We start from the raw sequence: 24,633 nt of genomic DNA, 5'->3' as shown, positions 1-24,633 counted from the left end.
ATATACAAGTAAACTGACTTTATCTCGTGTTCCAAGGATATCTCGTGGCGTTACCCAATAAAGTAAAGTTGCTGCTCGAGCAAGCAGAACAACTCAATGATTATAAAGGCTGCCTGACCTATTTCTATAAGTGGCTAAATAATCAGTTTTCAAAACAACCTGTTAGATTACTCATCAACGCACGCTCTGAATTTATCGACACCCTGCTAAAAGAACTATTTGTTCAAACTGGATTGTCCAAATTTCCTCAATTGGCACTGATAGGCATTGGTGGATACGGGCGTGGTGAACTTCACCCATTTTCCGATATTGATTTTCTGTTGCTAACAGATGGCGATCCCAGTGAAGAGTTGCGGCATGCATTAGAAGCGTTTGTCACCTATTTATGGGACCTAAACCTCGACATCGGTCACAGTGTACGCACCCATGAGCAAGTCTTGGAGCAAAAACGCAAAGATGTTCACTTTACCACCAGCTTGCTTGAAAGCAGGCTTATTTGTGGCAACTTGGTTGAATTCGAACGGTTAAAAAGTCACATCGTCAAGACGCCAATTTGGCGGTCTGACGACTTTTTTATCGCCAAAGTTAAAGAACAAAAATTGCGGCGAAAAAAGTGCCATGGTACCGCTTACAATCTCGAACCGAATATTAAAGAGAACCCCGGTGGACTCAGAGATCTGCAAACCATTTTTTGGGTCGCAAAAAAGCATTTCCACGCAGAAACGCTTGAGGAGCTAATCGGTCACGGTTATTTGACGCACGAAGAATATCAAGAGCTGATGGAGTGTCTGGAAAACCTATGGAATATACGCTTTGCGTTGCATCTGGCTGCAGGTCGTAGTGAAAACCGTTTGTTATTCGACTACCAGCCTCACGCAGCCGAATTGCTGGGCTTTGGCTCAGAAGGCAAACCGTCAGTTGAACGTATGATGAAACGCCTCTTCCGCATCATGAGCCGAGTGCGAGAAATGAATCAAATGCTGCTGGCTTACTTCGAGCAAAGTATTTTGCCTGAACAAGATGCACTTGTCGTTACGCCTTTAGATGCCCACTTTGAGCGGATCGGAAATAAAATTCGAGTCAAAGACCCATCAGCTTTCTTTTTGCGAGAAAACCTCTTAGTGCTCTTTGAGCATATTGCTGATAACACTGATATCACCGACATTGACCCAAATACGATACGCTCGGTCCGCCAAGTAAGAAGACGCCTCCTTGGAGATTTGCAAGATTATGCCGCATGTCGAGATGCATTTATGCGGTTGCTCAAACATCCAAATGGTATGGGTCGCGCCTTCACGCTCATGCACAAGCACGGGATCATTGCAGCGTACTTACCGCAATGGCGTAGCATTTTCGGTCAAATGCAATTTGATTTATTTCACGCATACACAGTGGACGAGCATACCCACAAACTGATTAATAATATTCATAAATATCGTGATAAGCAGCTTAACAAAGCGTTTCCGATTTGTGCCGAAATCATGACTCGCATGGATAAGCCTGAACTCCTTTATCTGGCTGGTATTTTTCATGACATTGCCAAAGGTCGAGGCGGTGACCATTCTGAATTAGGCGCAGTCGATGCCAATGCGTTTGCCAGCATGCATAAATTAACGCCTTCAGACGCTAAACTAGTCGCTTGGTTGGTAGAACACCACCTACTCATGTCTGTTACAGCACAACGCAAAGATATTAATGACCCCGACGTTATCAATGAATTTGCCTCCAAGGTTAAAAACGAAAGACAGCTGGACTACCTCTATTGTCTGACTGTTGCAGACATTCGTGCAACTAACGATAACTTGTGGAATGACTGGAAAAACACCCTATTAAGAGAGCTCTATTTACATGCTCAAAGAGCTTTGAGGTTAGGCCTAGAACACCCAATGGATATGCGCGATCAGATCCGAGATAAAAAAGCGCAAGCCATGCAAAGACTTATAGAAGCAGGTCATTTAGAAGAAAAAGTAACAAAACTTTGGTCTCGATTTAAAGCCAATTATTTCACTGGCTTTAGTGAAGAGCAAATCTCGTGGCAAAGTGAGTACTTACTTTCTTTAAGTGAGCATAGCGTCTCTGGCGTTGCAGTATCTGAAAAACCCATGCATGGCGGTACTCAGGTATTTGTTTATGCACCATACGAAGCCAGTTTATTTGCTAAGCTAGTTTCAGTGATAGGCAGCAAAAAAGCGCAAATCCAGCACGCGCAAGTCATGACGACTAAAGATGGCTATGTGGTCTTTAGTTTCGTTATTTTGGAGGTCAACGGCGATGCCATTAGTGGCAGCCGAGCCAAAAACTTACGCCGTGGGCTGGACAGTATTCTCGCAGATCCTAAAAAGAAGATACGCTTAAAGAAAAACCGTTCACAGCGCTTTAAAGATTTTAATATCAAACCAAAAGTTATTGTCCGTCCACATGCTCGCGATGATAGAAACTTAGTCGAAATACAGGCTGTGGATATTCAGGGACTGTTAACCAAAATTGCGGAAGTATTGCAGGTTCATAACCTACATATCCACGCAGCGCGGATCACCACCGTTGGGGAACGTGCAGAGGACTTTTTCGTAGTCTCAAATGAACATTATTTAGCCTTGAGTGAAGATGAAAAAACAGCTTTACATTACTCACTTATGAAAAAATTAAACGCCGAATCTGAATAAACGAGGAAACTATGTCGGATTTAAAAAGTATTATTGAACAAGCGTGGGAAAACCGCGATAACATTACACCTTCATCTGTCGCGCCAGAAGTGAAAAAAGCGATTGTGGATTCACTAGAATTGCTCGACAAGGGCGCAGCGCGCGTAGCGGAAAAAGTCAGCGGAGAATGGGTAGTACACCAGTGGTTGAAAAAAGCCGTACTATTGTCGTTTAGAATTCGTGACAATCAACCAATGAGCGATGGTGTAAACCAATTTTACGACAAGGTACCGCTTAAGTTCAGTGATTACACACCAGAGCAATTTCAGCAAGGCGGTATGCGCGTAGTTCCTAACGCTGTTGCTCGTCAAGGCAGTTTCGTCGGTAAGAATGTCGTGTTAATGCCGTCTTACGTAAATATCGGCGCATATGTAGATGAAGGTACCATGGTCGATACATGGGCTACTGTTGGCTCATGCGCGCAGATTGGTAAAAACGTTCATCTATCGGGTGGTGTCGGCATTGGTGGCGTGCTAGAGCCATTACAGGCGAACCCTACCATTATCGAAGACAACTGTTTTATTGGCGCCCGTTCAGAGATCGTGGAAGGTGTTATCGTCGAGGAAGGCGCGGTGATTTCAATGGGTGTTTATATTTCTCAAAGTACGCGTATTTATGACCGAGAAACTGGCGAAATTCACTATGGCCGAGTGCCTGCTGGCTCAGTTGTTGTGCCTGGTTCACTGCCAAGCAAAGACGGTACACACAGCCTATATGCTGCGATTATTGTTAAAAAAGTAGACCAACAGACACGAGAAAAAGTGGGTGTTAATGCCCTACTTCGCTCTGTTCAGGACTAATAGATCCCTCAGCCGTGCAAGCCTTTTGCACGGCTGCTTTTTCAGCACTCGATTATTACTACTTACAACCCATTCAATGTGTGTTAAAAATAATGGTACGTTTGGATGTAGGTAATAATAATAATGATCACAACAGTCCGCCAAATCACGGTCACAGCTCTCGCTTTTTGTATAGCTGGATGTGCCAACACCACAACGGTTCATATTTACGCAAAGTATATTCCCAATGAAGCAAGCATCAATTTACGTGCCGCACTGGAGGAAAAAGGCTTCGCGGTCGAAACCAATACGCTTGATTTTCCGACAACTATTTCTCGCAATACCATTTTACATTCTTTGATGTTACAAGACCCAGATGCCCTGCAGCTGGTAAAACAAACGGCACAAAATAGTGGATTTAAAACAACAAATATTCAAGCGCTAAAAGAAGGTAACCACTGGTACACCAAGAACTCAATCGCTATCTATCCCTTTCCAAAAGATAAGCAAAATAGCCCCCTACTCAAGGCCGATCTAGTTCGAGAATTCGAAACCAGCAGCTGTGGAAGCACTTTTAAACTCAATTTATTGCAAAATGGGGCTTATGAAATATCAGGAAGTACTATTGCGCAGGAAGACCCAGCGCTGCTAAAAGGTACTTGGCACTATGCCCAATACCCTTATATGGAACTCAGACCTTATAAAGGCATAGGATGGAGTCGTTACTTTGAGCACCGTCAAATGACAACTCAGGATAAAGTCAGTCAAATTAAGTTGATCCAATTAAATCCCATTGAGCCACATCACGTTAGTAAACATTGCGTGTATGAGTTTGGCACCAGAATGTAGCTTATCGCAACGGTTATCACTGACAAGCGCTCTGAGTGCTCATTTTCCTACAAACATTCGATGTGCTTAACAATGACTAAAATAAAAAAGGCGGGCCGAGCCCACCTTTTAAAATACTTGTACTTTCGTGTTACAAGCCGCGATGCATTTCTTCAAACTTCTCTTCGATAGTTGTCGAAGGTGGTGATGTCATTAAACTGACAACAACAATCGCAATTGATGCGGCAATAAACCCAGGTACAATCTCATAAATAAACCCGCTTGGACTTTGTCCAGCAATGGTAAATGGTGCATAGATCCAAACCAACACAGTTGTCGCACCAACCACCATACCTGCCAGCGCGCCTGAGAAGTTCATACGCTTCCAAAATAGGCTAAATAGTACCAACGGGCCAAATGCTGCACCAAACCCAGCCCACGCGTTACTTACCAAGCTTAAGATGGTACTTTCTCTGTCATGGGCAAGATAAATCGCAAGAACGGAAACCGCAGCCACACTAATTCGTCCAACTAAAACAAGTTCTTTATCCGTCGCATTTGGTTTAATAAACACTTTGTAAAAATCTTCCGTCAACGAGCTAGAGCTGACTAATAACTGCGAAGAAATGGTACTCATGATGGCAGCCAAAATTGCAGCCAGTAAAAACCCTGCTATCAAAGGGTGGAACAGTAATTCAGACAAGACTAGGAATATTGTTTCGGCATCTTTGACAACAATATTGTTTTCATGAGCGTATGCAGCGCCAAATAGACCTGTTGTAATAGCCCCGATAGTCGCTACGACCATCCAACTCATACCTATGTTTCTAGCCGTTGGCATATCTTTTACACTGCGAACAGACATGAAACGCACAATGATATGCGGTTGACCAAAATAACCCAAACCCCAAGACATCGCCGAGATAATACCGATTACACCACCGGCACCAACCCAAGTTAACATCTCTGGATTTAACTCATTTAATGTTGCCGAGAGCGGCTGCTCTAGCAAACTGAATGTCACTAGCGGCACAAGTACAAGCGCAATGAACATAATACAGCCCTGTACAAAATCGGTCAGGCTAACGGCCAAGAATCCACCAAATAGCGTATAAAGAACAACAACACCGGTTGTGACATATAAACCCGTTTCGTAGCTCATACCAAATGAATTTTCAAATAACTTGCCACCAGCTACAACGCCCGACGAGGTATATAACGTGAAGAACACAATAATCACGATTGCAGAAACAATACGTAGTGCATTGCTGTTATCTTCAAATCGATTAGCAAAATAATCCGGAATGGTGATTGCGTCGTTAGCAACCTCAGTATAAACACGCAATCTTGGTGCAACGAGCAAGTAGTTCAAAAACGCGCCAATAACTAATCCCACTGCGATCCAAGTACTGCTGAATCCGGTTAAAAACATCGCGCCTGGCAAACCCATTAAGATCCAACCACTCATATCAGAAGCGCCTGCTGATAGTGCCGCTACACTCGGTGGTAAATTTCGACCGCCCAACATATAGCCTGATACATCATCGGTAGATTTACGATAGGCATAAAGGCCAATAGCCAGCATTGCCGCAAAATACAAAGCCAGCGATATCATTGTGCCAATTTCCAAAATGACCTCCGTCAAAAAGAGCTTCTCTCCGAATAGCAGTTAATCAAGTCAATAACTGATATTGGAACAAAAGCCAAATACAAAGCCGCACTATATCACGGCTCCACTCGGCCCCCAAGTAAGTGAGATTAAATAGGTTCTATTGCACATTTAGCACTCTAAAATATTACCCTTTAGTACGAAAATACTAAGAAAGTGTAAATTTCATAATGAAATACGTTGTAGATTGCCTTATATTGAAATGAAATGAAGTAACTACTGGGTGTCTCGTTCCATGTATTTTTATGCCGCTAGGCAACCTATTTTAAATATAAATAAAGAAGTCGTCGGCTATGAACTGTTGTTTCGCGATGGCGTAGACAATGTGTTTCCAAATGTCGATGACGTGGAAGCAACTTCCAAACTCATTGAAGGAAGTCAGTTTAATTTTGGCCTAGAAGATCTCACTGATGGTAAACCTGCGTACATCAACTTCACCTTAGAAACTATTTTAAAGGGTTACCCCACCATGATGGGGCGCGACCAATTAATAGTCGAAATTTTGGAAACGGTGCAACCCGGTAAACGGTTGCTCGCCGCAGTTCAAGATCTTAAGTCCAAAGGCTATAAGCTCGTTTTAGACGACTATAAACATCAAAAGGTATGGCGCCATTTTTATCCATTTATAGACCAAATCAAAGTGGATATGTTGGTAACCAGTATTGAGGAGATCCACGAGCTCAAACAAGCCATTGAACCCTATAAAAATATTGAATTAGTCGCTGAGAAAGTCGAAACTTATGAGCAATATCAGCTCGCACTAGAGTTAGGCTTCACCCTGTTCCAAGGCTTTTTCTTCGCCAAACCTGAGATGGTGCAAACTAAGGCGCTGCCACCATCAGAGATGACCTTGGCAGAACTTTTATATGAAACATCCAGTGTTGATGTTGACCTTAAGCGCATTACGCAAGTTTTTGAACGCGACGTTAATCTCAGCTATAAGCTGTTACGCTATTCAAATTCTGCGGCGTTCAAACGTAGAGCTGAGATTTCTACCATTAAACAAGCACTCGTGGTGCTTGGCAACCAAGAGCTGAAAAAGTTTTTGTCGCTGCTGTTTGCATCTCAAGTGGCATCAGAAAAACCCATGGAGCTTATTAGGCTGTCCCTCACTCGCGCGAGGTTTTGTGAGCTGATTGCGATCAAACATAATAAAATGAAAGACACTGGGATGGCATTTTTGACCGGTATGATGTCCTTGATGGATGCCATCTTGGATGAAACTATGCAAAGCGTCATGCAAAAACTGCCTTTAACCATAGATATCAAAGACGCTTTATTACTTGGTGAAGGCATGCTAGCGCAATATTTGCGTCTCGTAACGTCATATGAACAGGCCAACTGGAATGACGCATCACAGTTAACAGAACAACTCAACCTTCAGGCTCAATCACTACCTGAGCTGTATAAAGACGCATTACAGTGGTGCGATCAACAAATAGAAGCAATGGGAATATAATATTATTTGCTTTGATAACATAGGTGGTGGCACTTTCGTTCCACCATCCACCTAAAACACTGTATTGACTTAAATCAAAAAACGCTTTGCCTACCAGTGAAGTGCGACATTATGTCACATCCCAACGCCCTTCCTCATCAGTAGAATACGCGCCAGAATAATCTATTGGCAATTAAATCAACGTCATTACTAAAAATTACGTTGATACATATACCTATGAGGACAAAAATGAAAAAGCGCCTGATCTGCACGGTTATAACAGCAGCAATTGCTTGGCAAGGGCACGCACAATCGGATCAAACGATGGAGCATATTGAGGTAATTGCGCCAATGCATAGCCCACTCGATATTAAAACAGATCCCAAGGCAACCAGACAACCGCTCCCAGCGCAAGATGGCGCAGATCTGTTATCGAGTATTGCCGGGTTTTCGTTAGTAAAAAAAGGCGGCGCAAGTAGCGACCCTGTATTTAGGGGAATGGCAGGATCACGTATTAACATCATCACAGATGGTGGCGTTACACTTGGTGGTTGCGGTGGCAGAATGGACCCACCTACCGCTTATATCACACCACAGACATATGACACCCTAACGGTTATCAAAGGTCCGCAAACTGTCTTATATGGACCGGGAAATAGTGCTGCAACAGTTGTCTTCGAGCGCGAATCGGAGCGCCTGTTGGAAAGTGGTACAACTGGCTTTATCAATACAACAATCGGCACGTTTGGCAAACGCGTCTTAAATAGTGATATTAAAATGGGTACTCAAGACTATTTTGCTCGAGTGGCTGCCAGCTATAGTGAAGCCGACGACTATCAAGATGGTGATGGCACGCACATTCATTCAGCATATGAAAAATGGAATTTAGATTCTCAATTTGCCTACACCCCTGACGATTCGACTTTGTATAGTGTCAGCATTGGCCGTAGTGACGGCGAAGTGGCTTATGCTGACAGAATGATGGACGGCAGCCTGTTTGACCGCACACAAGTCGCTTTGCAAATGGTAAAAAGTGAGCTAGACGGTTTTGTCACTAGCATCGAAGCCAATGTGTTTTTTAACGACATAGATCACATCATGGACAACCACAGTTTGCGCCAGTTTATGCCAAACATGATGATGAAAACGCCGGTTTCCTCAAATCCTGATAGGCGCACTTGGGGTGGCAAAATCCTCCTAAGCTCTCAATTCAATGATCAGATAAGTTTGGCTTACGGATTAGACCACCAACAAAATCGTCACCGTTTGAGGATCAGCCGAGATCTCGTCAACATGCCGGTTGAATCAATGGTGCGATTAGAAACCGCAGAATTCGAACAAACCGGCTTATTCGCAGAAGTTGAATATAGCCTTGGCCAAAGCAGTCAATGGGTGAGCGGTTTACGAATTGACGACTGGGAAGCTACAGATAGACGCCAAACCCGCTCTGTTATGATGCAAGTAGTACCGAACCCGACTGCAGATCTCTCACGAAGTGACACATTGATCAGCGGCTTTACTCGCTATCAAGCGCAATCTAAAAACAGCAGTTACTACATAGGTGTCGGCCGAACAGAACGTTTTCCTGACTATTGGGAGTTGATGGGCGGTGGTCGCGTTGGGGTTAATAGCCCGAGTGCATTTTTAGTCGACCATGAGACAACAAACCAACTAGACATTGGCTGGCTTGGTCAATCAAAGTCCTTTACGAACTCAGTCTCGGTTTTTATTAATCGTATCGACAATTACCTGCTCACCGATAACCTGTACGAAAAAATGGGCATGATCAGCAAGGTAACACGAAATATAGATGCACAAACTTATGGCTTTGAAGCTGAGAGTCGCTACAACCTGAATAAAAACCTCGTAACCACTGCAAGCATCAACTATGTCAAAGGAGAAAATCGCACTGATAATGTTGCGCTTGCCCAGCAACCCCCTTTGCAGGTTCGCTTTGCACTCAGTTATATCAAAGGTAAGTGGCAGTTTGGCAGCTTGTGGCGAATCGTTCAAAAACAACACCGTGTCGCCATTGGCCAAGGTAACATTGCAGGTCAAGATGTCTCAGAAAGTCATGGATTTGGTACGCTAGCACTAAATACGTCATATTCTCATAACGCTGATCTCGTCTTTAATTTAGGTGTAGACAACGTATTCGACAAAACCTATGCCGAGCACTTGAGTCGCTCCGGTACAATGGTAAGTGGTTACCCACAAACCGCGAAAGTCAATGAAGCTGGCAGGACACTTTGGCTCAATATGAACTGGAAATTTTAGAAAGTAACCATCTGAAAAACATAAAAAAGCCAGCTAACGCTGGCTTTTTTATACGCATGACTTAAAGGTTTTCTAAAAAGTCATCATCGAAGTCTTCCGGCTCTTCCTCCATAGGAGGATTGCCATCATGGAGTTCATAAAGTTGTCTTTGAAAATACACATCTTTTAGAAAGGTGTACGGATCCAAAGACTCATTTAGTAGCTTCTCTTGCGACATCAGTGATGCACGCGCCTCTACCGCTCTCAACGCAAACACAATTAACGTCTGCGGTGTCGTCAAAGCGATTTCAGGTAACACAAGGTTGTCCACCAAATCACCCGCAGTATTACGAACTGTAGAAGGGCCCATTGCTGGTAACATTAAATACGCACCATCGCCAACGCCCCACACACCAAGAGTTTGACCAAAGTCTTCATCTTTATGCTCAAGGCCTATTTCTTTGGCAACATCAAACAGACCTAAAACACCTACTGTTGAATTGATCAAGAAACGTGCAACATTGATACCGGCATCACCGGGTTTTCCCTGCAATGCGGCATTGATAGCGTCAGTAGGCGCTGCAATATTAGTAGTAAAGTTTACAATGCTACTGCGCACGGGTGTTGGAGTAATTGCGACATACCCTTTCGCAGCTGGGCGCAAAATATAGGCATCAAGCACATCCATATTGAAATCATAGATGGGCCTATTCATTGATTGCAACGGATCACGGGGATCTTGCTTCACCTCGGGGACCTGCGCACAGCCAACAAGCATGAACGCAAGCGCTGCACCGACAATTTTTTTATACATTTAGCTTCCTGTGCTGGTTATAACACGACTTATAGTGACACTAACCTGTTGGCGCAAATCCTTATTCAGGGTGATCACATCAGAATTACCTTCAAGCTCACCAGCTTGTGTCATAACCGAGTCATCAACCGAGATACGCGCCGTTATCACAACTTCATCGAAATTGGACAACTTCAGATCTGGCAACATTGCCATACTATCATTCAAAGTGACATCTAAAGGCAAGTTAAAAACTGTAAGTTTTTGCACTGCAAGTGGCATTCTTGGTCCGTTTGCTGCTTTTGCAAACACAAACAAAGTCGCATTGTCGGGTAATTGAGCTTTTAACTTATCGTCAAGGTGAACACGCACACTTAATTCCGGGCCGTTAGCATCTGATGCTGACTCATTTGCGCCAAGTTTTTGAGTAACTTCATCAATGCGCTGTTTGATCATGTTATAGCGCGGGTCGTTAGGTTGCACTGTTGTCAATAAAAGCTCAAAAGCTGACTTTGCTTCTAGCCAGTCTTCTCGCTGATAAGCAATTAACGCAAGTAGTGACACTGCATCAATATTCTGCGGGTCTTTTCTCAATACGCTCGACAGCATTCGCGCAGCACGATTAACACTTGACTCAGACCCCTCAATCAATAGTGCTTGGCTGTAGTTGACCAACACGTTATGGTTATCTGGTTGCATAGCTAGCGCTTTATCAAACGCCTGCATTGCCATTTCGTAGTCATTCAATGACATCGCAACACGACCCAATAACATCCACGCGACAGCGTCATCCCCACTGTTTGCCAATTTGGTGCGCAGACCCAATGCAAAAGCTTGTAGCTCATTCGCTGATAACGGTTCGCCTGTTTGCAGTACGGCTCTTTCACCATATTCTGGCAATTTTTCCACAGCTTTTTGCCAATTGGTAATTTGCTGATGGCTACCGGTAAAATAGTAAAAGACACCGCTGACAACGAGCGTAAATGCAATGCCCGTTGCTCCCAAAACCAGATTATTGCCGCGAGTATCCAGAGTTTGCTCAGGTGAAAGTTCATTGAGCAATCGCCTTTTTAACTCTATAACAGACTCTTCAAAGTCAATTTTTCCAATACGCTGGTTTTCCAATTCGGCCTTTAATTCATCTAATCTTTGATGATAAATATCAATACGCTGCGCATTGGCATCATGATCAACTGACACAACCTTTTCTTTTCGTAAAAAGGGCACAACCACAAATAGGCAACTCAAAACTGCCAATAGGGCAAATATTCCCCACATTTGTGTTAATTCAATCATTGATGACGCTCCTTACGCTGATATTGCGCTATCAACTTTTCTAGCTGCTTCTCCTCTTGCTCACTCCACTGCTGTTTTTTTGCCGCTTTCTTTTGTCTAAATACAATAAAGCCAAAGCCCAAGACGACAATGATGACTGGTAAAACCCAAAGAATGATAGTCGCTGGTGTGACCGGTGGTTGGTAATGCACAAAATAACCGTACCTATCTATCATATAATCGATTATTTCTTGCTTTGAATTTCCTTCATGAACCAGTGACAGTACTTTGTCTCGCAGATCTTTGGCAACCACGGCATCGGAATCTGCAATATTTTGATTTTGACACTTTGGGCAACGTAGCTCCAATGTGAGTTCTTTAAATGTTTGAGCTTGCGTGGCATTTTTAAATTCGTATTGATCTTCCGCCGCATTAACGACAGCGATACTACAAAGTAACAACGCAACCAACAGGAGCACAGTTCTAATGTTCATCACTGTATCTCCTCTAGCACCGGTAAAAACTTGCTGCGCCACACTCTTTGGTTAATGTCGCCAGTATGATGCAATAAGATGGTGCCTTGTTTATCCACTAAAAAAGTTTCAGGTGCGCCTGAGACACCCAAATCCAATGCCAAGCTACGCTCCAAATCAAGTATATTAAATTGATATGGATTGCCTGCCCGGCCAAGCATTGTCTGCACTTCATTTCTCAAAGCATGAATATCAAAGTGATCACCAAAGTCAGGGTCATAGGCTTGCTCATAATACAAGCCGACAATTTTGACGCCCAGCTCACGCAGTCTAGTCAGATAACCCAGCTCCGCGATACAGGTTGGACACCAAGTACCCCAGACATTCATCAAATACACTTCACCGAGCAACTCTTTTTCTGTCCAACGGGTTTGCTCATCCATTAAATCTGGTAAATTAAAACTCGGCATAGTTTGCCCAAGGCGACCGGTTTGCAATTCTCTTGGGTTGCCAAAAAGCCCTTGATAAAGAAACACACATAACAATACAAAAATTAAAAATGGCAAAAAGCCCAGTATTTTACGATTCATAGTTACCCCTGAGCGACTTTTTTAACACGACGACGGTAGCGTTTATCTGCCAATACAATGAAGCCCGCTAGTGAAATTAAAATCCCTCCCAGCCACATCCAACGTACATAAGGCTTGTGATAAATGCGTAAAGACCAAGCACCTCGACTCATTTGCTCGCCAAGTGCCAAATACAAATCACGGAAAAAACCATCATCAATCGCAGCTTCGGTCATAAATTGCATACCAATATCGTATAAACGTTTCTCAGCGTACAATTCTGTAACCACGTTTTCTTGTTTCAGTACAGTCACCACACCTGCATATCCGCTGTAGTTAGGTCCTCGGATCTCTTTCACGCCCTCAAAACGGTATTGATATTCGTTCAGTGTTGCAATATCCCCAGGTTTCATAGCCACAGAACGCTCTACCGAATATGCAGAGGTCAGAGTGACGCCAGCAATGACAAATGCCAGTCCAACATGGCCCAAGACCATTGCCCAGTAACTAAGCCCTAGTCTCTTAAATCCCTCTGTTATAGAGCTTTGCAAAGAGACTTTTTGTAACAAGTCTGCCACAGTAGCAAATACAATCCACACAGCCAGAGCAGTCGCTACAAACGTTAACCCAGAGACCATGTCATAGCTGGAGAACAGCCATGCAGCCGTAGCGACCAAACTTAGGCCTATCGTTACCAACCACTTTTTAGCCATTGCTGACAACTTGTTCTGCTTCCATCTGAGCATTGGCGCAATTCCCAAAAGTAGCGCAAATGGCACAATGATGATTGAAAACATTTGATTAAAAAATGGTACACCTATAGAAATTGACCCTAAGCCCAACTCTTTATGGATCATCGGCAGTAAAGTACCAAGCAGTACAATTAGAGTCGCAACGACCAAGAAGATATTATTCAGCCACAGCGCCACTTCTCGAGAGACAAATCGATAACGTCCTTCACTATGAACCTGAGACACTCGAGCGGCATACAGTGCTAAGCTGCCACCGACAACAACAGCAAGGAATGACAGAATGTATAAGCCTCTATCTGGATCTGTTGCAAAAGCATGTACAGATACAATGATCCCTGATCGAACGATAAAGGTCCCCAGTAAGCACAAACTAAATGCGGCAATAGCGAGCAACACCGTCCATGATTTAAACACACCGCGTTTTTCCGTCGCGGCCAGAGAATGCAGTAGCGCGGTGGCCACAAGCCAGGGCATCAAAGAAGCGTTTTCTACAGGATCCCAAAACCACCAGCCACCCCAGCCTAATTCTGCATACGCCCACCAACTTCCTATCGTTATGCCCAAGGTGAGAAAGGCCCATGCAACCATAGTCCATGGACGAGACCACTTAGCCCAAGTATTGTCGAGTTTGCCAGTCAGCAAAGCCGCAATAGCAAAAGAGAATGATACCGAAAGTCCTACATACCCCATATAGAGTAAAGGTGGGTGAATGATCATACCAGGATCTTGAAGTAGCGGGTTTAAGTCTCGGCCTTCTACTGGGAAGTATGGCAGCAAGCGCTCAAATGGGCTCGACATCCACAGGGTGTATAGCATAAAACCAACCCCTAAAAAGCCAAGTACGCCCAATACTCTTGCTCTTAGCACCCAAGGTAAGGATTTAGACATCATTGCAACCAGTGCTGTCCAACTAGATTGCATCACAAGCCACAACAAAATGGCGCCTTCGTGCCCACCCCAAGTCGAAGTAACTTTGTAATACCATGGAAGCGTACTACTGGAATGGTGAGCAACATATGCCACCGTGAAATCATCAGTGAGGGTAACGTAGATCAGAATGCCAAATGAAAAGAGTACAAATAAACACTGCCCTAATGCCAATGCGGGCGCAGCTCGCATTAATCTCAAGTTACCGGTGTATGCCCCCCACAAGGGAAAAATACACAGTAAGAGGCTTAACGCCATAGCTAAAACTAGAGCGAAATATCCTATTTCTGGGATCATACTAGTTCTCGCTATTTAAATTATATTTTGGTTTTTCGTGCTTGATCCCTTTGACTGCCTCAGCAACTTCTGAGGGCATGTACTCCTCATCATGCTTGGCCAATACTTCAAAGGCTTCAATAACGTCTGACTCAACTAGAGTCCCCTGCGCAACAATCCCCTGCCCTTCACGGAACAAATCAGGCAGAATCCCCTGATATCGAATAGTCACTAAAGGCCCTGTATCTATCAACTTAAACTCCACATCTAACGATGTTTCGTCACGCACAACCGAACCTGGCACCACCATGCCGCCAATACGCAGCTTCTGGCCTATTTCAGGTTTCTCGTTTTCAGGCCCCTTACCATTAACTAATTCACTCGGGGTATAAAACAGATTAATGTTCTCTTGCAACGCATATAACGTAAGACCAACTGCTGAGCCAATACCAAAAATGACAGCCAACACTGTAAACATACGTTTTTTTCGTCTTGGATTCATACTTGCGCCTCCAACTCTTTGGCCTTTTTAATACGTTCTTCTCTGGCCATTTGGGACTTCACTTCTTGTTTTAATTTTTTATTTTCATAAAGTGAAGAGAATAACAAACCTAATATGATCCCTGCACAACTTCCATAAGAGAGCCATACATAAAACCCATAACCGCCCATGGCGATAAAGTCGCTCAATGATTCAAACTGCATAATCAACCTCGACTAACTAATTGACGGACCCAAGGACGATGCTTCTCAACCTGCACAATTTCATTTTTAAGGCGGATCAGAGAAAGCGCGCCTACCAAGGCTGCAAAACCTAGGATATTGATCAACAGCGGCCACAGCATAGAAGGATCAATAGCCGATGTATCAAACTTAGTGATGGTCGCCCCTTGATGCAATGTGTTCCACCACTCTACCGAAAAATGAATGATCGGTAGGTTAACTACGCCAACAATTGCCAAAATACAAGCCGCCTTGCCCCCTGCTTTTTTATCTTCAAAGGCGTGAAACAAAGACAACACACCTAGATACAAGAACAACAAGATTAACTCCGATGTGAGTCTCGCATCCCATACCCACCAAGCTCCCCACATAGGTTTGCCCCAAGCAGAACCTGTGATCAATGCGATGGCCGTCATTGCAGCCCCCACCGGAGCAATCGCAATCACCGCAAGTTCTGCATTACGCAACTGCCAAACCAACGCAATAATGGCCGCAATAGCCATTGAAGAATATGCCCCCATGGACAAAATAGCCGACGGCACATGAATAAAGATAATCCGGTAACTATCCTTTTGTTGGTAGTCAGCAGGAGCATAAGCCAGCCCCCAGACCCACCCAACGACAATACATAGCACGGACACCACGGCAAAGTACGGAAGCAAGGTGTTACACAACTGGTAAGCACGCTCCGCTTTGGCATAAGGATGTAACCACTTCCACATTTTAACTTACACTCACTCTTAAAGCTGACGATATAGCAATTGGTGCGGCGACAAAAGCGACGGCTAACATCGCACCAAGGATCGCAAGTTGTCCACTATATGCTAAAGACATTATGCTTGTATCAATAGCAGACGTTGCAAAAATTAATACCGGTATATACAGTGGCAAAACAAGTAAACTCATTAAAATACCACCTTTTTGCAGGCCAACGGTCAAACCTGCACCAATGGCACCTATAAAACTCAATAGAGGGGTGCCAATTAATAACGTTAATAAAGTTGCACCAAGTGCTTGTGATTCTAAATTCATCAACAAGGCAAATACAGGTGCCATGATCACCATAGGTAACCCAGCAGTCGTCCAGTGAGCAGCCACTTTGGCTAAAACAGCTAACGACAATGGGTAGGGAGAAGCAATTAATTGCTCAAGTGATCCATCCATGTAGTCATCACGAAAAATCTTATCTAACCCTAACATAGTTGATAATAGTGCCGCGACCCAAATAATGCCTGGCGCCATTCGCGCCAGTAATCCAGGTTCAGGTCCGATAGCGAGAGGAAAGAGGGTGATAACAATCAAGAAGAATAGCAGTGGGTTAACTATCTCTGCACGCTGCCTAAATGCCAACGTGAGGTCTTTTTTATATACCGTACAAAATAGAGTCCAATATGAGTTACTTACGTGCATCAGTGACGGTACTCCAAAGCCAAGGTTTGTAATGATGCAAATGTGTCTGTCAAATCCTGATGAGTTGTTAACAAAATGGCGCCTCCCTTGTCCAAATGTTGCTGAAATCGGGATTGCAACATGGCGACCCCTTTCTTGTCGAGGGCGGTAAAAGGTTCATCCAAGATCCACAGCTTAGCGTCATTTAGCCAAAGCCGAACCAAAGCAACACGTCTTTGCTGTCCAGCTGATAAGGTTCGCACAGGGACATCTTCAAGACCGACCAAACCAAGTTTGCCTAAGAGGGAATAAATTTCCGATTCGGTGCTAGTATAACCGTGAACGCTGAGCCAGTGGGTGACATTTTCATAGGCTGTGAGCTGTTGATTGACGCCGGTTTTATGGCCTATAAAGAGTAATGATTGCGCATAGCCATCGTAGTCTTCTTTAATATTTCGCATATTAAACAGAACGTTACCATCATCAGGTTGAGAGAAGCCAGCTATAATTCTCAACAGTGAGGTTTTCCCTGCACCATTTGGGCCTTCTATTTGCATGATTTGACCAGATAACAATGAAAAGTTAAGTGATTCGAACAAACAACGGTCTTGTTTGATACAAGTTAAAGCCTCAATCTCTAGCAAAATTTGTTATTCTCACGACCCCAAAAGTGGGCGTAAGTCTATCATAGTGATATGGTAATACGTATATCACGTTGCGACCAATTACCGAAAATTTGATTTAGAATAATGAATAAGCAAACAATTCCTGTACAACATCAGACAAATGTGTCACCTACAACACCTTATTCACAAGGTCGCAACACTCAGCCGCAACTTGATGCAGAAAAAACGTTTTTGGCACGTAATATTGTAATTAAGCCAGATTCAATTCAAATGGAGGTGGCCTTAGATGGACGTTGGCAACCTGTTCGACTGAGTAGCCAAGCAAATGTAGAACAGGCATTAAAATTGCCCGAAGCTCAGTTAAAATTGGATGCAACAGGCACTGTCCTTACGCTGATCACTCCCGAGGCGAAACTCTCTCTTAAATCGGCTCAGTCGCTACTCAGCTTGCTCGGCGTGTTAAAAGGATTTGGTGATCACAGCGCCATTCAAACCGATGCTCGGATCAAACAAACTTCTGGTATGCAGCTAACATTACCAAAACTTGGAATTAACGTGCCTCTTCCACCTAGTGTCGGAAGCTTGCTTCAACAAGAGTCAAAATTGATAGCCAGCCTAAGTACCAAAAGCGATAAAATATTGATGCAAGTATTTAACATGTTTGGTGACAAATTACACCAAATGCCTATTGCAAAAAAAGCAATTGCTCAGCTAGTTGGTCAACTTAGCCAGAAAGAGACCAATTATGTGCAACTGACACAAAACAAAGGCACGCTAAAACTTGGTCGAAATCAACACAACATCACGCAACTTCAGACACCAACGCCCTCTGAGTTAAACCAATTGCAAAAACAGGTTTGGCACAGTGCAAAGCTCAGTAGTCATCACGATGGTATTGAGGTAGCGATTGCAACCAAATCAACCACAATCAAACTCACCACCTCACTGAAGAGCATATTGCCTAAGTTAGATACACATGAATTTCAAGAGCAACTGAAAGTCGCCACTCGCACACAAAGTGAACCAACCTTAAAGTATGACAAGCCACTATTTAACGTTTCATTGGCGGATATCAAACAAACAGTCAAGCAAGCACTGCAATCTATCACCCAAACTCCATTTTTTAACCGCACTGCGAAACAAAGTACTGCCCAAACAGGTCAGCTAGCCCAACCGGCCATACCTGCTATGTCTTCAACCAATTTGAGCTATTTGCACAAACCATTAGTTACACCCGATGCAGTACGCCCAAATAATTCTCCGTTGATGACACTGAGCGAAGGTATCAAACAAAATTTTACGGGGCTAGATAAACTTAATTCCTCGCCCAATGCGCCTCAGGCTTCGAGCCAACCAATCAACACTACTGCGCAAAAGGCAACAGTTCAACCAAATACAGTACAAAGTGATCACGCACAAAAACAACAAAATAAAGTGCCAAGCGCTGAGATGCCAGCGCCATCGTCTAAACCGGTTCTACCCTCTTCAAATAACAGCAATATAAAAATCCCATTCGAAGCGCGCATGCAACTGCTCCAGCAAGTATTCGCCGCAGCCTTGCCAAAAGCAGCTGCCCCCATTGCCGCTGAACAGCTCAATTTAACGCAAACCAAGTTGGGTTCACAGCCGCCTCAAAATACTTCAATACCAATGCGCAGCGCACAAGGTACAGTCACTACGAGCGCACCATCATTACCGCTCACTCACATTCTTACAAAGCCTTTGCGTGAATCAAGCTTAACTCAAGAACTGACTCCTGATCACAAAGATCCGGCATTGTTAAGTGAAAAGATCTCTGAAAAAATAACCTTTAGAAGCAGCCAGTCCGCAGACCTCACACGCCTTGTTCATCAAGCTTTTTCACGCTTGATGGATGAGCGTAATGCAACCCCAGAAACAGTTAGCCAAGATCTCTTTAGCCGATTGCCCAACATTGCTACACCGCTCAATACCAGCGTGCCAATTACCAGCTTTACTCAAGCCTTAGACAAACTGCTTGTGACTTTATTGGGCACACAACTAAGTACGCAAGATAACAGTCAATTACCCAAGAATGTGACTCAAGAACAACGGGTTGCAACTATGGTTGAAACTTTGTTCCCAGGCAACAAACTACAGCAACCAAAACAGTTTATTCAAGCCGTTAACTTAACCGCACAGCAAAGTTTGGTTGAAGATCTCGGCTTTATTCAAAATGCCATGTCTTTGACTAATCAACCCCAAGCACTCGGTCAAAAGTTTGATAGTGAGAGTCAGCTGTTAATCAACTTGTTTCTGCCAATGAAGACCCCACCGGAATGTAAGCAAAGTGAACTACAAATTGGTAATTATAAAAAACCAAGTAAGGCCGGACTTCCAGACAAACAGGTATGGTTTGTCAGACTAAACTTTGATTATGAAGCTCTTGGCCAGCTAAGCGTGCAAGCTGAGCTAATGGACAGAGCTGTCGATTGTGAAATCATTGGCGATAGTCCAAGCGTGTGCCAACTTGCAGCGCCACATCTTGATGCACTGCGCAGCAAACTTGCTGCACATGGATTACAAGTCGGAGATATTGAATTACGCGAAGATGCTGTCCAAGTAAGGCAGTTTTATGATAAACATGCCATCGTCAATATAAAGGTATAAAAATGGAACAAAAAACAGCCGTCGGGCTATTATATGAAGCAGGTAAATCTCCTGAAGTTGTATGCAAGGGGTTTGGGGATCTTGCCGAAGAGATCATCGCTCTTGCGAAAGAAAAAGAGATCATGATCCATGAAGATGCAGCGTTAGTTAAAACACTAGGGCAACTTGACTTACATGAAGAAATACCAAAAGAACTCTACTACGTAATCGCAGAGCTCATCGCTTTTTCATATGTTTTACGGGGTAAATTCCCACCTGGATGGAAAAACTTTCAGGGTAAATTGAATATAAAAGCTTAGGGACTGTGAGGCCTTTGAAATAGTACCCCAACTAAATTATTTTTTGTCGTAATAATGAGTAAGCATTTGATAATAATGAATATAAATCCGTTCTTCATGTTCGATTGATAAATCAGCAGGAAATCATTACAACATCAAGTGTCATGTAAACGAGTACCTTATTATATGTGTAAATTAACCTAGCTTGCTAGGATCATTCGAATATAAGGTAACTCCATGAAGCAAACAAACTTGATTGCCACACTTGTTTTATCTGCCGTATTTATTTCAGTCGCAGCCAATAGCAATGAACCCTCTTCATCTAACCTCAACCCATATTTAGGTGAACAGCCCCCTGGTCTAACTCCTAAACCTTTTGCGCCAGGCAAAGTCACAACAAAGCACTACGAGCTCACAGGGTTATTCTCCCATGACATGTCTTCATTCTATTTGATACGCAACGGAGGGCCTTACACAGCACCAACATTGACAAGATATAGAAATGAAAAAGGTCAGTGGCATGAGGAAGTCGTTTCAAAACGAGTTGGCACCCCGTTTATTTCTCCTGATGGCCAAACTATGTATTTAAGTAGCCGCTACAAAACCAAAATTGGTGATAAATGGTCTGAAATAAAAAAGCTACCGGCACCATTTGGTACGTTACCTACAATGCGCCTGACAGTGTCAGCAAAAGGAACCTTCTTTTTCGATGAATTTAAAAAAGATTTCACTGGCGACATCCGCTACGCTCGATTGATTGAAGGAAAATATGAAGCTCCCAAGCTTTTAAGTAAAAACATCAACGCAGGAAAAAGCTTCCACCCGTTTATTGCTCCAGATGAGTCCTACTTGATTTTTGATGCCACCCGAGCTGAAGGGTTTGGCGGTTCAGATCTTTATATCAGCTTTAAGTCTGCCGATGGTAGCTGGGGAGATCCGATAAATATGGGCGACAAGATTAACACGCCAGCATGGGAAGCATTAGCCAATGTTACACCTGATGGAAAATATCTTTTTTTCAATCGAAATATGAATACTGGCAACTATGACAATGTCGATATTTTCTGGGTCGATGCACAAATCATTAAAAATTTAAAATCACAGCAGTAACGCTTTTTAAACAGCTCAATCAATTGCAACCTTTAAGGATTGCCTCTCACACTTGGGCAACAAAAAGTTGTCTAATAATTGAATGTTATATGGCTGTCCCGTCAATAAACACCGAGGCGGGCTCATTGCCAACCTCTCCTCTATCTCGGCGATAGAATCCGACTAGCGTCCCTCCTAAATATGAAAATGTTGAATCGCTTCCAATATCATCATGCTATGCAATTCCATACTATTCCGATTGGCATCTTCAGGAGATTAAAAACAAAACAGTTCCAGCTGCAAGGCTACTACCAACAAAAAAACTGGTGAAAAAACAAACAGCGCTTTAGCATAGGTATAATTCATTACTCAAATGCGCCTAACAAAGAACACTTCACCACACTTTTAGCACAGTTCAGCACTGTCTCGTGATATAAACCGAACAGGCAGCTTGAGTAACAGGCTCCAAATAATTACTAAATGTCTGCACATTCGCCGCGTTTCTCTAAGCAGTTGCTTAATGAATTAATGCCTATGTCGAAAAGCCTCATTGTACGCCAAAAACTCTGCGAAGCTGCGCTTATTGAGGAAAGACAAATAGTATTCACGATGTGCTTGGACTTCTTCGCGCATATCATCTAGCAAATCTCGGGCGCCTTCAACTTGACTTACACTGTTCAAAAAGCGGTTCACCATGCGATCTGCTGATGCCTTTGGTTGCAGTACTGACGCAATATAAAGCTGATTGTAAACATTTAGAGTTTGGGAGCATTCGTATGGATATATTTCTCGATATACATGACCCACAGAGAGTTCAGGAAGCAACGCGCAGCGCCCGCCAAACATAAAAGCTTTTGCACTCAAAAACTGCTCATCTCCACCCCACTGAAGTAAACCAGATAATCCTCCAAGCTGCTCATAAAAGCTTTTATTAAAACAATACGCCGCACCAAAAATACAAGGTATTGAATGATCATCAGTCGGATTAATTAACCACTTTGTCGCCAGGAAATCTTGTACGTTCTCAAATGGTATGAACGCGCCACAACCTTGGGGTGCATTGCTAACAACCTCCCAATTTAAATTCATGTATACTGAGCGGGCACAAAAAATAGTGTTCGGTTCGTGTAAAACTCGCTCAAGTACCAGCTTATCCCAACCCGTTTGGAAAAACTGCATGTGCGCATCTAGAAACATTACGGCTTCATTACTCGCAAGTTTGACCCCCAGATCCCTACATGCTGCGACGCCAACCCTGAATGAGTTACGAATGTATTCACAGTGATATTGCTTTGCAACCGACTCATATGCAAAATCATCATCACTGGCATCGTTAATCAAAACCACTTCTACATCACCTTTGACAGTACTAAAAATGCTAGTTACGGTTTTTTCAACGTTAATCCCTTCATTTAAAAAGGGAATAATTATACTCAAACTCATGCCAACTCCTTGACGTACCGATTAAATGTTGTACTACAGTACCACATAAGGTACATTTACACAAAATTAACCTAAATAAAACAAAAAAGGAGTGAACTATGAAACCTTCAATGAACAAAAAGCATCTGAAGCAACTGATGAAAAATGACAATGCCATGCGAGAGGCAACCCCCAAAGTTGCCGGTGGGTTTGGATCTTTGCCCCCTACAGATCCAATGAGGAACTGTAAAGTGACCAAAGGCCATACCGGCTGCATTGCATGCATGCCAACCCAAGAGTATTCTTGCCGTGACGGTTGCACGACTAAGTGGGATTAACATAACGCGTTAGTCAGTCTAAGTTTGAAGTATGCAGTCTCAGACTTAGTGAACAAGATAGGCATCAATTACTGGGTTTTGTTATACCAGCTTTAAAATATAAACCAGTCTTTATATCTGGCCCAAGCTATCAATCGAGAAAAAGTGTCTGGCAAGACGTGCTGCTGTAATGAACCTATGAGGCGATTGCTCCAAACGCCATCAAGATTACCGTTGGTTAGATAGATAAAAAGCATATACTCACCTGATCTCTGATTTAGCATAGCCGTTACTCGCAACAAAGCACCACCATCATGTCCAACACTCTGCCAAGGCCCCATTTTTTCTACGTGCCAACCAGAAGAAAAATAATTCATATCGCCATTAGTGAGCTTATTTTGCTGCCAAAGCTCTCTCAAGAGCGTAACATTCACCAATTTGCCTGACATTAGTCCTGATAAAAAACTATTTAAGTCGTGTGCCGTGGAGTATGCACCCGTGTGTGAGTTACCGTAGGTAGGAAAAACATATTGATTAGCCACAAGATCTTGCCCGCCGTTGGGAAGGTATGATGCTACCGAGTTACTGGTATCTGAACGCCCATGCAGATATGTGTTTGACATTTGCAATGGGTGAAATATGCGTTCCTCTACTAACGTTTCGTACGATTGTGCTGTGATCGCCTCTAATAGTAACTTAATCAGCAAATAATTGGTTTGTGTATATGCTATTTTCTCATTTGGCTGTGATGTTAGCTGCTGGTCCTGAAACGCTATGATTACCTCTTCTATCGTTTTCGGTGCGACAACCTGACCATCCGTCATTGTAAAATATTCAGGTATGCCAGATGTGTGGTTGAGTAGTGCACGTAAGGGGATTTTTTGCCATTGCTGCGGTAAATTTAAATAGTCACCTATATTATCTTCTAAGTTTAATTCTCCCCTTTCTAAAAGCTGATAAACGAGCACATTAGCAAAAAGCTTACTCACAGAAAAAATAGGAAAAACACTATGTTCATCTAGAGTTTGGGGCAGCCTAGAACTCGGTGAATTCGTAGCATACTTAAAAATCACCTTACCATTTTTATTTACCAGAACAGCTTGAGCTGGTATGCCATGCACTGCTGCATTGTTGACAACCTGCTGTTCTAATTTTTGTTGTAGTCCATTTACTGTTTGACTGCAGCCTATAACAGTCCAAAATGCGATTAAGCCTATCAATATTTTGAACACTGCTCCTCCTTGGAACAACATAGTAACCAGATAAATACTGCGAAACCATTAAGGTTGCAGGCAACGACTTACTATCACTAAAGTAAGCCACATATAGGAAGTGAACGCTGATAGAAGGTTAGGCTGAGCTGAGCAAAAATCGTTAAAACCTTAAAACTAAAAAAGGCGCCATTTGGCACCTTTTAATTTAAG

At 43.2% G+C, this 24,633-nt stretch carries 22 protein-coding genes; 9 read left to right on the top strand and 13 right to left on the bottom strand.

Going from position 1 to position 24,633, the window contains the following annotated elements:
* Positions 1–44 precede the first annotated feature (44 nt).
* The 3 genes from glnD to QNM18_RS24930 all read left to right on the top strand — a co-directional run bounded on the left by glnD (position 45) and on the right by QNM18_RS24930 (position 4,330).
* Positions 45–2,663, top strand: a complete 2,619-nt coding sequence (gene glnD, locus QNM18_RS24940; protein ID WP_211010463.1) for a [protein-PII] uridylyltransferase — start codon at positions 45–47, stop codon at positions 2,661–2,663.
* A gap of 11 nt (positions 2,664–2,674) precedes the next feature.
* Positions 2,675–3,502, top strand: coding sequence for a 2,3,4,5-tetrahydropyridine-2,6-dicarboxylate N-succinyltransferase (gene dapD / locus QNM18_RS24935; protein ID WP_023401847.1), 828 nt, complete (start codon positions 2,675–2,677; stop codon positions 3,500–3,502).
* 123 nt (positions 3,503–3,625) lie between these two features.
* Positions 3,626–4,330 (top strand): hypothetical protein, encoded by a 705-nt coding sequence (locus tag QNM18_RS24930; RefSeq protein WP_284138734.1) that lies wholly within the window; start codon positions 3,626–3,628, stop codon positions 4,328–4,330.
* 130 nt (positions 4,331–4,460) lie between these two features.
* Here the strand turns inward: QNM18_RS24930 and putP are convergent, their stop codons facing one another.
* Complete coding sequence (gene putP, locus QNM18_RS24925; RefSeq protein WP_284138774.1) at positions 4,461–5,939, bottom strand: sodium/proline symporter PutP; 1,479 nt, start codon at positions 5,937–5,939, stop codon at positions 4,461–4,463.
* 274 nt (positions 5,940–6,213) lie between these two features.
* Here putP and QNM18_RS24920 point away from each other — a divergent pair, with 274 nt between their 5' ends.
* The gene (locus QNM18_RS24920) at positions 6,214–7,437 is read left to right on the top strand and encodes an EAL and HDOD domain-containing protein (protein ID WP_211010460.1); all 1,224 of its coding nucleotides are present in this window, start codon (positions 6,214–6,216) and stop codon (positions 7,435–7,437) included.
* Positions 7,438–7,665: 228 nt separating this feature from the next.
* Positions 7,666–9,693, top strand: a complete 2,028-nt coding sequence (locus tag QNM18_RS24915) for a TonB-dependent copper receptor (RefSeq protein ID WP_284138733.1) — start codon at positions 7,666–7,668, stop codon at positions 9,691–9,693.
* A gap of 61 nt (positions 9,694–9,754) precedes the next feature.
* On the opposite strand, the gene QNM18_RS24910 is transcribed toward QNM18_RS24915, so the two are convergent.
* From QNM18_RS24910 to ccmA, 10 genes are read right to left on the bottom strand one after another with little or no spacing between them, the layout of a single operon-like run.
* Positions 9,755–10,486 (bottom strand): MlaA family lipoprotein, encoded by a 732-nt coding sequence (locus QNM18_RS24910; RefSeq protein ID WP_023401842.1) that lies wholly within the window; start codon positions 10,484–10,486, stop codon positions 9,755–9,757.
* Positions 10,487–11,761, bottom strand: coding sequence for a c-type cytochrome biogenesis protein CcmI (gene ccmI, locus QNM18_RS24905; RefSeq protein ID WP_284138732.1), 1,275 nt, complete (start codon positions 11,759–11,761; stop codon positions 10,487–10,489).
* Positions 11,758–12,234 carry a cytochrome c-type biogenesis protein gene (locus QNM18_RS24900; protein ID WP_211010457.1) on the bottom strand — a complete coding sequence of 159 codons (477 nt, stop codon included), beginning with the start codon at positions 12,232–12,234 and terminating at the stop codon, positions 11,758–11,760. Before QNM18_RS24900 ends, ccmI begins: the two co-directional genes overlap by 4 nt.
* Positions 12,234–12,803, bottom strand: a complete 570-nt coding sequence (locus QNM18_RS24895; protein WP_284138731.1) for a redoxin family protein — start codon at positions 12,801–12,803, stop codon at positions 12,234–12,236. Before QNM18_RS24895 ends, QNM18_RS24900 begins: the two co-directional genes overlap by 1 nt.
* 2 nt (positions 12,804–12,805) lie before the next feature.
* Complete coding sequence (locus QNM18_RS24890; protein WP_211010455.1) at positions 12,806–14,758, bottom strand: heme lyase CcmF/NrfE family subunit; 1,953 nt, start codon at positions 14,756–14,758, stop codon at positions 12,806–12,808.
* Between the two features lies 1 nt (position 14,759).
* Positions 14,760–15,239, bottom strand: coding sequence for a cytochrome c maturation protein CcmE (gene ccmE / locus QNM18_RS24885; protein WP_211010454.1), 480 nt, complete (start codon positions 15,237–15,239; stop codon positions 14,760–14,762).
* The gene (ccmD, locus tag QNM18_RS24880) at positions 15,236–15,442 is read right to left on the bottom strand and encodes a heme exporter protein CcmD (RefSeq protein WP_063383319.1); all 207 of its coding nucleotides are present in this window, start codon (positions 15,440–15,442) and stop codon (positions 15,236–15,238) included. Before ccmD ends, ccmE begins: the two co-directional genes overlap by 4 nt.
* Before the next feature lie 2 nt (positions 15,443–15,444).
* Complete coding sequence (locus QNM18_RS24875) at positions 15,445–16,182, bottom strand: heme ABC transporter permease (RefSeq protein WP_211010453.1); 738 nt, start codon at positions 16,180–16,182, stop codon at positions 15,445–15,447.
* Position 16,183: 1 nt separating this feature from the next.
* Positions 16,184–16,870: a heme exporter protein CcmB gene (gene ccmB, locus QNM18_RS24870; RefSeq protein ID WP_211010452.1), complete on the bottom strand. Its 687-nt coding sequence runs from the start codon at positions 16,868–16,870 to the stop codon at positions 16,184–16,186.
* The gene (gene ccmA, locus QNM18_RS24865; RefSeq protein WP_284138730.1) at positions 16,870–17,493 is read right to left on the bottom strand and encodes a cytochrome c biogenesis heme-transporting ATPase CcmA; all 624 of its coding nucleotides are present in this window, start codon (positions 17,491–17,493) and stop codon (positions 16,870–16,872) included. Before ccmA ends, ccmB begins: the two co-directional genes overlap by 1 nt.
* A 105-nt stretch (positions 17,494–17,598) precedes the next feature.
* Between ccmA and fliK the strand changes: the two genes are divergently transcribed.
* The 3 genes from fliK (at position 17,599) to QNM18_RS24850 (ending at position 21,491) form a co-directional block, all read left to right on the top strand.
* The gene (fliK, locus tag QNM18_RS24860) at positions 17,599–20,103 is read left to right on the top strand and encodes a flagellar hook-length control protein FliK (RefSeq protein WP_284138729.1); all 2,505 of its coding nucleotides are present in this window, start codon (positions 17,599–17,601) and stop codon (positions 20,101–20,103) included.
* A gap of 2 nt (positions 20,104–20,105) precedes the next feature.
* Positions 20,106–20,402 carry an EscU/YscU/HrcU family type III secretion system export apparatus switch protein gene (locus QNM18_RS24855; RefSeq protein ID WP_023401831.1) on the top strand — a complete coding sequence of 99 codons (297 nt, stop codon included), beginning with the start codon at positions 20,106–20,108 and terminating at the stop codon, positions 20,400–20,402.
* Between the two features lie 216 nt (positions 20,403–20,618).
* Positions 20,619–21,491 carry a TolB-like translocation protein gene (locus tag QNM18_RS24850; protein ID WP_284138728.1) on the top strand — a complete coding sequence of 291 codons (873 nt, stop codon included), beginning with the start codon at positions 20,619–20,621 and terminating at the stop codon, positions 21,489–21,491.
* A gap of 504 nt (positions 21,492–21,995) precedes the next feature.
* Here the strand turns inward: QNM18_RS24850 and QNM18_RS24845 are convergent.
* The gene (locus tag QNM18_RS24845; RefSeq protein ID WP_284138727.1) at positions 21,996–22,913 is read right to left on the bottom strand and encodes a glycosyltransferase; all 918 of its coding nucleotides are present in this window, start codon (positions 22,911–22,913) and stop codon (positions 21,996–21,998) included.
* 98 nt (positions 22,914–23,011) lie between these two features.
* Between QNM18_RS24845 and QNM18_RS24840 the strand changes: the two genes are divergently transcribed.
* On the top strand, positions 23,012–23,230 hold the full coding sequence (locus tag QNM18_RS24840) for a hypothetical protein (protein ID WP_211010447.1): 219 nt from the start codon (positions 23,012–23,014) through the stop codon (positions 23,228–23,230).
* 92 nt (positions 23,231–23,322) lie between these two features.
* Here QNM18_RS24840 and QNM18_RS24835 read toward each other — a convergent pair whose 3' ends face one another.
* Positions 23,323–24,441, bottom strand: coding sequence for a serine hydrolase domain-containing protein (locus QNM18_RS24835; protein WP_284138726.1), 1,119 nt, complete (start codon positions 24,439–24,441; stop codon positions 23,323–23,325).
* Positions 24,442–24,633 lie beyond the last annotated feature (192 nt).

The sequence above is a fragment of the Pseudoalteromonas obscura genome, from assembly GCF_030135505.1.
GTDB lineage: Bacteria > Pseudomonadota > Gammaproteobacteria > Enterobacterales > Alteromonadaceae > Pseudoalteromonas > Pseudoalteromonas obscura.
This window is presented reverse-complemented; position numbering and strand designations above follow the sequence as displayed.